This window comes from Halochromatium sp., from assembly GCF_046541315.1.
In the GTDB taxonomy this organism is placed as follows: domain Bacteria; phylum Pseudomonadota; class Gammaproteobacteria; order Chromatiales; family Chromatiaceae; genus Lamprobacter.
The window spans coordinates 1-11,174 of record NZ_JBKHDN010000085.1; the positions used below are offsets into that span (position 1 = coordinate 1).

General features: G+C 66.8%; 12 protein-coding genes. 9 read left to right on the forward strand and 3 right to left on the reverse strand.

Features of this window, described 5'->3' with window-relative positions:
• The first annotated feature begins 128 nt into the window (after positions 1-128).
• From ACLFQI_RS07355 to ACLFQI_RS07365, 3 genes are all read left to right on the forward strand, one after another.
• Positions 129-590, forward strand: coding sequence for a cell division protein ZipA C-terminal FtsZ-binding domain-containing protein (locus ACLFQI_RS07355; RefSeq protein WP_410758267.1), 462 nt, complete (start codon positions 129-131; stop codon positions 588-590).
• Positions 587-2,644, forward strand: coding sequence for an NAD-dependent DNA ligase LigA (gene ligA / locus ACLFQI_RS07360; protein WP_410758268.1), 2,058 nt, complete (start codon positions 587-589; stop codon positions 2,642-2,644). Before ACLFQI_RS07355 ends, ligA begins: the two co-directional genes overlap by 4 nt.
• A 233-nt stretch (positions 2,645-2,877) precedes the next feature.
• Positions 2,878-3,162: a segregation and condensation protein A gene (locus ACLFQI_RS07365; protein ID WP_410758269.1), complete on the forward strand. Its 285-nt coding sequence runs from the start codon at positions 2,878-2,880 to the stop codon at positions 3,160-3,162.
• Between the two features lie 259 nt (positions 3,163-3,421).
• On the opposite strand, the gene ACLFQI_RS07370 is transcribed toward ACLFQI_RS07365, so the two are convergent.
• Genes ACLFQI_RS07370 through ACLFQI_RS07380 form a run of 3 tightly spaced genes read right to left on the reverse strand, consistent with a single transcriptional unit; the run spans position 3,422 to position 5,381 of the window.
• Positions 3,422-4,294, reverse strand: a complete 873-nt coding sequence (locus tag ACLFQI_RS07370; RefSeq protein ID WP_410758270.1) for a peptidylprolyl isomerase — start codon at positions 4,292-4,294, stop codon at positions 3,422-3,424.
• Between the two features lie 50 nt (positions 4,295-4,344).
• On the reverse strand, positions 4,345-4,647 hold the full coding sequence (locus ACLFQI_RS07375; protein ID WP_410758271.1) for a YciI family protein: 303 nt from the start codon (positions 4,645-4,647) through the stop codon (positions 4,345-4,347).
• On the reverse strand, positions 4,647-5,381 hold the full coding sequence (locus ACLFQI_RS07380; protein WP_410758272.1) for an inner membrane-spanning protein YciB: 735 nt from the start codon (positions 5,379-5,381) through the stop codon (positions 4,647-4,649). The genes ACLFQI_RS07375 and ACLFQI_RS07380 overlap by 1 nt, the downstream gene beginning before the upstream one ends.
• A gap of 142 nt (positions 5,382-5,523) precedes the next feature.
• Here ACLFQI_RS07380 and ACLFQI_RS07385 point away from each other — a divergent pair, with 142 nt between their 5' ends.
• The 6 genes from ACLFQI_RS07385 to scpB all read left to right on the forward strand — a co-directional run.
• Complete coding sequence (locus ACLFQI_RS07385) at positions 5,524-6,432, forward strand: PHP domain-containing protein (RefSeq protein WP_410758273.1); 909 nt, start codon at positions 5,524-5,526, stop codon at positions 6,430-6,432.
• Positions 6,433-6,449: 17 nt separating this feature from the next.
• The gene (locus ACLFQI_RS07390) at positions 6,450-7,082 is read left to right on the forward strand and encodes an L-threonylcarbamoyladenylate synthase (protein WP_410758274.1); all 633 of its coding nucleotides are present in this window, start codon (positions 6,450-6,452) and stop codon (positions 7,080-7,082) included.
• 130 nt (positions 7,083-7,212) lie between these two features.
• The gene (locus ACLFQI_RS07395; protein WP_410758275.1) at positions 7,213-8,031 is read left to right on the forward strand and encodes a site-2 protease family protein; all 819 of its coding nucleotides are present in this window, start codon (positions 7,213-7,215) and stop codon (positions 8,029-8,031) included.
• Positions 8,032-8,036: 5 nt separating this feature from the next.
• A complete protein-coding gene (locus tag ACLFQI_RS07400; RefSeq protein ID WP_410758276.1) occupies positions 8,037-9,254 on the forward strand; it encodes a tryptophan--tRNA ligase in 1,218 nt (405 codons plus the stop codon).
• 130 nt (positions 9,255-9,384) lie between these two features.
• Positions 9,385-10,359 carry a segregation and condensation protein A gene (locus ACLFQI_RS07405; protein ID WP_410758277.1) on the forward strand — a complete coding sequence of 325 codons (975 nt, stop codon included), beginning with the start codon at positions 9,385-9,387 and terminating at the stop codon, positions 10,357-10,359.
• Positions 10,360-10,478: 119 nt separating this feature from the next.
• Positions 10,479-11,174, forward strand: a 696-nt coding sequence (scpB, locus tag ACLFQI_RS07410) for an SMC-Scp complex subunit ScpB (RefSeq protein ID WP_410758278.1), incomplete at its 3' end; no start/stop codon positions are given.

The window sequence follows — 11,174 nt, forward strand, 5'->3', positions numbered from 1 at the left end:
GCTCAAGGTCGGGCTACGGTTCGGATTCAGGCTCGGATTCGGACTCGGATTCAGGCGCAGCCGATGGGCGAGAGCCCGCCGCGCGCGGCGCGTCGGCTTCGGCGTCATCGCCCGCGAACACCCTGCTCGTGCAGCTCTTCGTGTTCGCGCGCGAGCAGGCCTTCGACGGCCTGGCGATCGAGACCGCAGCCGAGCGTCAGCACCTGGTGCCCGGCGAGATGGACATCTATCACCGGCGCAATCTCGATGGTAGCGGCGAGCGCGCGCATTTCAGTCTGGCGAATCTGGTCAAGCCCGGAACCTTTCCGTTCGACGCGATGGAGGACTTCAGCTCGCCGGGGCTGGCGCTCTTCACCCAGTTCGAGGGCTTGCCGAGCGACCTGATGGTCTACGATGAACTGGTGCGCACGGCCCGCGCGCTCGCCGACGAACTCGGCGGCGACCTCAGGCTGCAGGATCGGCGGCCATTCGACGATACGGCCTGGGAGGATCTGCGCGGCGAGCTGCTGGAACTGATCAACGCGCGCGCCGATGCCCTGGCGCAGGGTTCCGAGCCGACCGACGCCGACGCGCCATCGTCTCGCTCATGAGCGTGCCGGCGTCTGCTCGGGAGCGGGCCGAGCGCCTGCGACGCGATCTGGAGTATCACAATCATCGCTATTACGTGCTCGATGACCCGGAGATCCCGGATGCCGAGTACGACCGCCTGCTGCGCGAGCTGCAAGACCTGGAGGCGCGCTACCCGGAGCTGGTGACGCCGGACTCGCCGACGCAGCGGGTGGGGGCCGAACCGCTAGCGAGTTTTGCCGAGGTCGAGCATCGATTGCCGATGCTGTCGCTCTCGAACGTGTTCGATGAACAGGAGCTGCGTGAGTTCGATCGCCGGGTGCGCGAAGGACTCGGCACCGAGCGGGTGCGCTACTCGGCTGAGCCCAAGCTCGATGGGCTCGCCATCAGCCTGTGCTACGAGGATGGCGTCTTGGTGCGGGCGGCAACGCGCGGGGATGGGTACCGGGGCGAGGATGTCACCGCGCAGGTGCGAACCATTCAGTCGCTGCCGTTGCGCCTGCGCGACCTGGAGCAGGACGAACGCTGGCCAGCCCTGCTGGAGGTGCGCGGCGAGGTCTTCTTGACCTATGAGCGTTTTGCGGCGATCAATGCGCGCGCCCAGCGCGATGGCGGCAAGGTCTTCGCCAACCCGCGCAATGCCGCCGCCGGCAGTCTGCGCCAGCTCGATCCGCGCGTGACCGCCGCGCGTGGTTTGCACCTGTTCTGCTATGGCCTGGGCGCGGTCGAGGGGGCGTCCTGGTCCGAGAGTCACAGCGACAGCCTCGCGCGCATCGCGCGTTGGGGGCTGCCGGTCTCGCCCGAACAGCGGAGCGTCGAGGGGATTGAGGGTTGCATCGCCTATCACGCCGCCATGGCCGAGCGCCGGGAACGCTTGGCGTATGCGATCGATGGCGTGGTGTTCAAGGTCGATCGGCGTGCCGACCAAGAGCGGCTTGGTTTCGTCGCGCGCGCGCCGCGCTGGGCCATCGCCTACAAGTTCCCGGCTCAGGAGGAACTCACCGCGGTCGAGGCGGTCGACTTCCAGGTCGGACGCACCGGGGCATTGACGCCGGTCGCGCGCCTGGCGCCGGTGGCGATCGCCGGCGTGACGGTCGCCAACGCGACCCTGCACAACATGGACGAGATCCAGCGCAAGGATGTCCGGGTCGGCGACACCGTCACTGTGCGTCGCGCCGGCGATGTGATCCCCGAAGTGGTGCGGGTGCTGCCGGAGCGCCGGCCGAGCGAGACGACGCCGGTGCAACTGCCGGCGCATTGTCCGGTGTGCGGCTCGGATGTGCTGCGCGCCGAGGGCGAGGCGGTCGCGCGCTGCACCGGCGGGCTGTTCTGCGCGGCCCAGCGCAGGGAGGCGATCAAGCACTTCGCCTCGCGGCGGGCGATGGATATCGAGGGGCTTGGCGACAAGCTGGTCGAGCAGCTGGTCGAGCATGATCTGGTCGCCGATCCGGCCGATCTCTATGGCTTGACGCTGGAGCAGCTCAGCGGGCTCGAGCGCATGGGCGAGAAATCGGCCGCGAATCTGCTCGCCGCGCTCGATCGGAGCCGCCAGACGACCCTGGCGCGCTTTATCTATGCGCTCGGGATTCGCGAGGTCGGGGAGGCGACGGCCCGCGCCCTGGCCGAGCACTTCCGCGATCTCGATGCCTTGATCGAGGCGCCGGAATCGGCACTGCTGCCGATCGAAGGCATCGGCCCGGTGGTCGCCGCGCACATCCAGGCGTTCTTCTCGCAGCCGCATAATCGCGAGGTCATCGCCAAGCTGCGCGCGCCGTCGCTCGGCGCCATCACCTGGGAGCGGCTCGCGGCACCCGAGGACGAGCGCGCGGCGGTCGCGGCGACCAGCAGCCCGCTGGCGGGGAAGACGGTGGTGATCACCGGCACCCTGGATCGCCCTCGCGACGCGATCAAGGCACAGCTCGAGGCCCTCGGCGCCAAGGTCACCACCAGCCTGTCGAAGAAGACCGACCTGCTGATCGCGGGCGCCGAGCCGGGCGATAAGAAGCTCGCCAAGGCCGAGGCGCTGGGGGTCGAGATCATCCGCCGCGAGCGACTCGCCGAGTGGATGGGGGCATGAGGCGCGAGCGATCCGCGCAGAGTGGACGGCTGAATTCGGCTCGATGCGTCCCGATCTCTTGATGGCCGATCGCTTGATGGCGAGCGAGTCGAGGCATTTGCCCTGCCTGCGGAACCGGCTCCATGACAACGCCATCGCCTCCCAACCGGGCTGGCCTATGGTGGTTTGGCGATCAGGCGAGGCGGTGCGATGACCGACTCGATGTTGACTGAAACGAGGATGGGACGATGATGATGTCTGAATTGAGCAAAGAGCAGCAAATCCTGATCGCGATGCGCAAGACGCTCGCCGCCGTGGTCAAGGATGTGACCCCGCCACCGGGCATGAAACACCCGCTCTCCGAGAGCACGATCGGCGATGTACGCGCCTGTTTGTCGTTGATCGCAGCGCGCGAAAAGGAATTGGCCGATCGCGAGGGCCGCGGCGGCGATCGTCCCTACTATGCCGATCAGCCGCCGTCGGCGCAGGTGGTACCGATTGCCGGCATTCGACGAACCGATAAGTCAGGCAGCAGCTGAGGCCCTGATCGCCGCTCGGGGAACCCGATTGTCAGCCTCAGGGGCCGACTCGCGTCACGCTGAGCGCGCAGCGTGACGCCAGCCGATCCCCCCGCGTCTCAAGGATTTATAGCCATTCGCCCTGACGCGCGGATACGAACGCCCCCTTGGAATCCGGGCTTCTAGCTCAGTATTGTCCGGCAATCAGGTTGAGCGGCGATACAGCTGATGCGGAATCTGGAGTTCTTGGCCGTTCTCCAATCTCCCGCGCGCCTGGCGTTTACTCGGCGCTGGCCTCTTCCTCTTCTTCCTTGAGTTTGACCACGTCTTCGTTCAGCTCGACCTCGGCCTCGTTGCGCAGCTCGGTGAGCGCCTCGGCGACCTTCTGCTGACGCAGCATCGTCGTCAGCTGAGGTTTGGCTTGCTCGAACGACGGCGGCTCGGCCGCGCGCGTGTCTTCGAGCAGGATCACATGCCAGCCGAACTGGGTCTGCACCGGCTGCTGGGAATAGTCGCCCGGCTCCATCTCGGCCACCGCGTCGGCGAACGGCTTGACCATGCGCCGCGCGTCGAACCAGCCGAGATCGCCGCCCTTTTCGGCGGTGGGGCCGAGCGAGTGTTCCTCGGCCAGCGCCGCGAAGTCCGCGTCGTCGTCGGCGTTGAGCTGCTCGATCAGCGCCTGCGCCTTGTCCTTGTCGTCGAGCAGGATATGGCGTGCCTTGTACTCGGTCTGTTGCGACTGCTCGACGAGTTGATCATAGGCCTGCCGCAGCTCACTCTCGCTGGGATCGAACTCGGCGCCGATGCTCTGCAGGGCCGCCGCCGAGAGCACCATCATGCGCTGGAGGGCCAGGGCCGTTTTCACCTCCTGGTCGTCGGCCAGGTTGCGCTTCTCGCCTTCCTGCGAGGCGACCACCAGGTTCATGAATTCGTTGAACGCCCGTTCTTGCAGTTGCGGGCTGTTCTCGGCGCCGCGCTGCTGCAGCAGCTCACCGTAGTAGGCGCGGAACAGGTCGAGATCGTAGGACTGACCGTTGACGGTGGCGATCGGCGTGCCGTCGGTCTCCGTCTGCGGGGTCGAGGCCTCCTGGGCGCAGGCGGGCGAGACCAGGGTCACGGCGAGCAGCGATGCGGCGATAAAGCGATGTCTCATGGAATGTTCCTTGTTGGCTCGGTGATTCAGTGATGTGTGTGAATGCCCGCTCAAGCGGGCATGACCTTGATGAAGGGCTTGATCTGGACCTCGGCGTAGACGCCGGCCTGCACATAGGGATCGGCATCGGCCCAGGCCTGGGCGGCGTGCAGATCGCTGAACTCGGCGACCACCAGCGACCCCGTGAAGCCGGCCTCGCCGGGGTCCGCGGCATCGATCGCGGGATGCGGGCCGGCGAGGATCAGCCGACCCGCGTCTTGCAGTTGACGCAAACGTTCGAGATGCGCTGGGCGCGTCGCGCGGCGTTGCGACAGGCTCTCGGGCCGATCGCGGCCGATGATGGCATAGAGCATCAGCGAGTGTCTCCGGTGGTCGCGGGTGAGGGCGATGGCGCCGTGGGGCCGGACTCCGCTCGGTCTGGCTCCTGCGCAGGATCCAGCTCCTGCGCATGGCGCGCGAGATAGAACGCCTGCCCGATCACGAACAGGATCGTCAGCCCCATCATACCGAACAGCTTGAAGTTAACCCAAGCCGCTTCGCTCGCATGGGCGGTTTCGCAGAGCACGAGCGAATGACCCGCGAACCGTTCGGCGCAGGCGGCGAGATCGATCGCGTCGATCCCCGTGGCCGCGATCAGCGCCTGCCGGGCGGCATGGAAGCCGCTGCCGATGTAGACCACGAACAGGTTGAGCAGTCCGGAGACGACGAAGAACAGCACCCAAGCCGCGTTCAGTCGCCGCCAGATCGGTGCCGGCACGCGGATGGCCTGACCCATCATGCGCTCGACCAAGGGCCGCTTGCCGATCAGGCTGCCGGCGATGAAGGCGCCGGCGAAGAGCCAGTTGACGAGGGTCGGCTTCCACATCACGAAGATCGGATCGCGCAGGAGCAGGGTCAGCCCGCCGAAGACGAGGATCAGGCCCAGCGTGATCAGGGGCATCATCTCGAAACGGCCATGCCGCCAGCGCAGCCAGGCGACCTGCGCCAACGCGGCGACGATCGCGGCGCTGGTCGCGACATAGATGCCATACAGCTTGTAGGCGACAAAGAAGAGGATGATGGGGAAAGCATCGATGAGCAGTTTCATCCTGGGGGTCCGGTTGGCGGCCGCGTTCGAATAAGGCGGCATCCTACCTCATTGCTCAGGCAAGATGAGCGCATTGCAAAGGAATCACGAGGGCGCAACGGCGGCTCGGGATGCGCCCCGTGGATTCGGTTAGAATGCCCGGATGATCAAGACGCCCGACCTGCACACGCATTCCACGGCCTCCGATGGCACCCTGACCCCGCGCGAACTGATGGCCCGGGCCGCCGCCCAGGGCGTCGAGGTGCTGGCCCTGACCGATCACGACACCCTCGCCGGGATCGACGAAGCCGCCACGGCCGCGCGGACGTTGGGGTTGACCCTGGTGCCGGGGGTCGAGATCTCGGTGACCTGGAACGCACGCACCATCCATGTGATCGGGCTGGATGTCGATCCGCACTGCGCGCGCTTGCGCGCCGGCCTGGCCGGCTTGCTGGCGTACCGGGAACAGCGGGCGGCCGAGATCGCCCAGCGCTTGGCGCGGGCGGGCTGGCCCGGCGCGCTCGAGGGCGCGCGCGCGCAGGCCAAGGGCGCGCTGGTCGGGCGCACCCATTTCGCCCGCTTTCTCGTTCAGCGGGGCGCGGCTCAGGATGTGCGCTCGGTGTTCAAGCGCTTTCTGGTCAAAGGCAAGCCGGGCCATGTCGCCGGCCGCTGGACAACGCTGGAGGAGGCCGTCGGTTGGATTCGCGCCGCCGGCGGTCAGGCCGTGGTGGCTCACCCGGCGCGCTATGGGCTCACGCGCTCGCGGATGAAGCGCTTGCTCGATGACTTTCGCGCCTGCGGTGGGCGCGGGATCGAGGTGGTCTCGGGCAGCCACAGTCGGGATGATGCGTTCACCTTCGCGCGCTGGGCCCGCGAGCAGGGGCTGCTGGCCTCGGCCGGTTCCGATTATCATGGCCCCGAGAGCCCCTGGATCGAGCTGGGCCAGCTGCCGCCCCTTCCCGACGGCTGCCGACCGATCTGGAGCCAACCGGGCTTCGCCAGGCATGGCGGGGCATGGCCATCGCCGCTCGCGCCGACCATGTCGCCGGGCCTCGATCTGGTCCCGGCCTGACTCGCCGCTCTTTGCCGATGGCCAGCTCGCATCAATTCCTCGAGATCCACCCGCAAGACCCGCAGGCGCGGCTGATTCAGCGCGCGGCGGCGGTGTTCGAGTCCGGTGGCGTGGTGGTCTACCCGACCGACTCTTCCTATGCGCTCGGCTGTCAGCTCGGCGATAAAGCGGCGTTGGATCGCATCCGCATGATCCGACGGATCGACGACAATCACCATTTCACCTTGGTGTGCCGGGATCTGTCGGAGATCGCGACCTATGCCCGCATCGATAATCATGGCTATCGGCAGCTCAAATCGTTGACGCCCGGGCCTTATACCTTCATCTTCCAGGCCACCAAGCAGGTGCCGCGTCGATTACTGCACCCCAAGCGCCGCGCCATCGGCATTCGCGTGCCGGGCACGCCGATCACCCAGGCCTTGCTGACCGAACTCGATCAGCCGATCCTGAGCACGACCCTGATCATGCCCGGCGACGAGGAGCCGATGGATGACGTGCTCGAGATCCGCGAGACCATCGGCCATTGTGTCGATCTGATCATCGATGGCGGCATCTGCGGCAACCAACCGACCACGGTGGTCGATATGACGCAGGATCCGCCGGCCGTCGTGCGTGAAGGCAAGGGCGATATGAGGGTGTTTCAGCAGTAATCCGCCGTTCCTCCCCAGTGGCGCCTCGGTTGCTTCCCAGTTCGTCGCTTCCCAATTCGTTGCTTCTTAGTTCGTCGCTTCCCAATTCCCCGCCGTCTTTGGCCTCCGCTTTCGGACTCATATCGTCTCTATGGAATCCGTCTCTCAAACCCTGTTGACGATCCTGCTGATCGCGGTGCCGGTGCTGTTCGCGATCACCGTGCACGAAGCCGCGCATGGCTGGGTCGCCAATCGCCGCGGCGATCCGACCGCCGCCATGCTCGGGCGCGTGACCTTCAATCCGTTCAAGCACATCGATCCAGTCGGCACCCTCCTCGTGCCCTTGTTGATCTTCTTCAGCTCGAAGACCCTGCTCGGGGTGCCGTTCCTGTTCGGCTGGGCCAAGCCGGTGCCGGTCAACTGGCGCCTGCTGCGCAATCCACGCTGGGACATGGCGCTGGTCGCCGTCGCCGGGCCTGGCGTCAATCTGCTGATGGCGATCGCCTGGGGTCTGGCCTTGCAACTGATGATCTGGCTGGTGATCGGGTTGGACGCGAGCGTCGACATTCCAAGCGCCTTGCTGTATTTCTACGTCGAACTCTGCGTGATCGGCGTGCTGATCAATCTGTTTTTGATGGCGCTCAATCTGATTCCGGTGCTGCCGCTCGATGGCGGGCGCGTGCTCAGCGCGTTCTTGCCGCGCCCGCTAGCCCGTGGCTTTGCGCGCTTGGAGCCCTATGGGCTGCTGATCCTGGTGGCGCTCTTGATGCTGCCGAACGGGCAGCCGCCTGGCGTGCTCGGCGCGATCCTGCGCCCGGCGGTCAATGGCGCCTTGTTCGTGATCCCGGGTTCCGAGCTGGTCCGTGAGCGTTTTCTAGCACCGCAAGCAGACAGTGCCGCGCACGAGCAAGCGCCTCCCGCCTCCGACCAACCCCTGATCCTTCCCTCTTTAAGATTAACGAAGGCCTGAAGCCCTTGACTTCCGTTGCCAACCAAACCCATCGTGTCCTCTCCGGCATGCGTCCGACCGGCAAGCTCCATCTCGGCCACTATCATGGTGTGCTGAAGAACTGGATCGCGCTCCAGCATGAGTACGAGTGCTTCTTCTTCGTCGCCGATTGGCATGCGCTGACCACCGACTACGAAGACCCCTCCAACATCCCCCAGGCCAGCTTCGACATGGTGGTCGACTGGCTCGCCGCCGGCATCAGCGCGGGCGCGGCGACCCTGTTCATCCAGTCGCGGGTGCCGGAGCACGCCGAGCTGCATCTGCTGTTGTCGATGATCACGCCGCTCGGCTGGCTCGAGCGCGTGCCGAGCTATAAGGATCAGCAGGAAAAGCTCAAGGAGAAGGACCTGGCGACCTACGGCTTCCTCGGCTATCCGCTCTTGCAGAGCGCCGACATCCTCATCTACAAGGCCGGCGCCGTGCCGGTCGGCGAGGATCAGGTCGCCCATGTCGAGATGACGCGCGAGATCGCCCGCCGCTTCAATCACATCTATGGCCGCGAGCCGGACTTCGAGGCCCAGGCCGAGCAGGCCAAGCGCAAGATGGGCAAGAAGAACGCGAAGATGTTCGATCAGTTCAGGCGCCGCTATCAGGAGCAGGGCGATCAGGAAGCGCTCGATGTCGCCCGCGCGCTGCTCGAGACGCAGGCCAACATCACCATCGCCGATCGCGAGCGCTTGCTCGGCTACCTCGAGGGCGGTGGCCGGGTGATCCTGCCCGAGCCCGCGCCGCTGCTGACCAAGGCGGCGAAGATGCCGGGACTCGATGGACAGAAGATGTCCAAATCCTACGGCAACACCATCGCCCTGCGCGATGACCCTGATGCCGTCGAGCAGAAATTGCGCACCATGCCGACCGATCCGGCCCGCGTGCGCCGCACCGATCCGGGCAATCCGGAGGTCTGCCCGGTCTGGCAGTTCCATCAGGTCTACTCGGAGCCCGAGGTCAAGGACTGGGTGCAGCAGGGCTGCCGCAGCGCCGGCATCGGCTGCCTCGAGTGCAAGCAGCCGATCATCGACGCCGTGCGCAAGGAGCTGGAGCCGATCCAGGCCGAGGCGAAACGGCTCGAGGCCGAGCCGGACCTGGTGCGCTCGTTCATCAACGAGGGCTGCGAACGCGCCCGCGATACCGCGCGCGAGACCATGGAGGATGTCCGCCACGTGATGTCGCTGCGTCAGGGCTGAGCGGCATGATCGTTCGAGCCGATCGCCGCCCAACACTGGACCCGCAGCCCAGCCTCGACCGGATTGTCGTCTCCGCGCGTCAGGGCGGATGGCGATAGCGCGCTCGCAGCGAGCGCGGCCGAGCCAGAGCATGTCCGAGCCGAGTCACCCGAGCAGCCCGCTGACACTGTCCCCCGCCCAGGACTCGGCGGTGGCTTCGCGCCAGCCGCCCGAAGAGGCGGATCATCGGCTGCCGGAGACGGTTCCGGCGACGGACGCTGCCGGTGATCGAGAGCCTGAACAAGCGTCCCTGCACGCGGCAGGGACTGTCAGCGGAACGGCCGCGCGCTTGGCAATAGTACGCGGCGAGCCGCTGCTGAAGCTGCCGGAAGATCTCTACATCCCCCCGGACGCGCTCGAGATCTTTCTCGACACCTTCGAGGGGCCGCTGGATCTGCTGCTCTATCTGATCCGCCGACAGAATCTCGATATCCTCGACATCCCGATCATCGAGATCACCGCCCAGTACATGGAATACGTGGAGCTGATGAAGGAGGTTCGGCTCGAACTGGCCGCCGAGTATCTGGTGATGGCCGCGATGCTCTGCGAGATCAAATCGCGGATGCTGTTGCCGCGCACCGACGACGACAGCGGGGAGGACGCCGACCCGCGCGCCGAGCTGGTGCGCCGGCTGGCCGAATACGAGCAGTTCAAGCAAGCCGCGCAAGACCTGGATGCCTTGCCGCGCCTGGAGCGCGACGGGTTCGCGGTGCGGGCGTCGGTGCCGCCGGGGCATGTCCAGCGCATTCCGCCGGCGGTCGAACTCGATGAGCTGCTGGCGGCCTTGCAGGGCGTCTTGGCGCGCGCCGACCTGTTCAGCAGCCATCAGATCGCGCGCGAATCGCTGTCCTTGCGCGAGCGGATGTCGGCGGTGCTGGAGCGCATCGATGGCGCCGAGCTGGTGCTCTTCGGCGAGCTGTTCGAGGTCAGCGAGGGCCGCGCCGGCGTGGTGGTCAGCTTCCTCGCCGTGCTGGAACTGTTGAAGGCGGCGACGCTGGAGCTGATCCAGGTCGCGCCCTTTGCGCCGATTCGGCTGCGCCGGCGTGGGGTTGACGAGGCGGCATGAGCGACTGGGAGCAAGACCTCGGCGCAGCTGAACGGGATGCTCGCGTGAGTGGCTCGAATGATGCGAATGGCGCGAATGGCGCGAATGGCGCGAATGGCGCGCACCAGTATAGGCTCTCGTTGCCCGTGCCCGAGGTCAAGCCGGTGATCGAGGGGGCGTTGCTGGCCGCTGGAGCGCCGCTGTCGGTCGAGCGCCTCCAGGGCCTCTACGAAGACCCTGAGCGCCCGAGCCGGGAACAGGTGCTGGCGGCGCTCGAGGCCCTGCGCGAGGACTACCGGGGCCGTGGTATCGAGCTGGTCGAGGTCGCCAGCGGCTGGCGGGTGCAGGTGCGCGCCGAGGTGGCGCCCTGGGTCGCGCGACTGTGGCAGGAGCGGCCGACGCGCTACTCGCGCGCGCTGCTCGAAACCCTGGCGCTGATCGCCTACCGGCAGCCGATCACCCGGGGCGAGATCGAGCAGATCCGCGGCGTCGCGGTGAGCACGCCGCTCATCAAGACCCTCACCGAACGCGATTGGGTGCGGGTGGTCGGCCATCGCGAGGTGCCGGGGCGTCCCGCGCTCTACGCCACCACCCGCCGCTTTCTCGACTATTTCGGGTTGCGCTCGCTCAATGAACTGCCGCCCTTGGCCGAGATCCGCGATGCCGGCCGCTTCGAGCCGGCGTTGGAGGGGGGCGCTGGTACCGATGACGACGACGCGGATCAAGCTGACAGCGAGGAGACCGAAGCGGCGGACGTGTCGGCCCCGATGCTGACCCCGAAGCTGACCCCGGAGCCGTCCCCGGAGCCGTCCCCGAAGACGCTCTCGGAGACCCAT

Bases quoted from the DNA above. Each gene is read 5' to 3' on its own strand.
- ligA (WP_410758268.1), top strand. From the start codon at position 587: ATGAGCGTGCCGGCGTCTGCTCGGGAGCGGGCCGAGCGCCTGCGACGC.
- ACLFQI_RS07365 (WP_410758269.1), top strand. From the start codon at position 2,878: ATGTCTGAATTGAGCAAAGAGCAGCAAATCCTGATCGCGATGCGCAAG.
- ACLFQI_RS07370 (WP_410758270.1), bottom strand. From the start codon at position 4,294: ATGAGACATCGCTTTATCGCCGCATCGCTGCTCGCCGTGACCCTGGTC.
- ACLFQI_RS07375 (WP_410758271.1), bottom strand. From the start codon at position 4,647: ATGCTCTATGCCATCATCGGCCGCGATCGGCCCGAGAGCCTGTCGCAA.
- ACLFQI_RS07380 (WP_410758272.1), bottom strand. From the start codon at position 5,381: ATGAAACTGCTCATCGATGCTTTCCCCATCATCCTCTTCTTTGTCGCC.
- ACLFQI_RS07385 (WP_410758273.1), top strand. From the start codon at position 5,524: ATGATCAAGACGCCCGACCTGCACACGCATTCCACGGCCTCCGATGGC.
- ACLFQI_RS07390 (WP_410758274.1), top strand. From the start codon at position 6,450: ATGGCCAGCTCGCATCAATTCCTCGAGATCCACCCGCAAGACCCGCAG.
- ACLFQI_RS07395 (WP_410758275.1), top strand. From the start codon at position 7,213: ATGGAATCCGTCTCTCAAACCCTGTTGACGATCCTGCTGATCGCGGTG.
- ACLFQI_RS07405 (WP_410758277.1), top strand. From the start codon at position 9,385: ATGTCCGAGCCGAGTCACCCGAGCAGCCCGCTGACACTGTCCCCCGCC.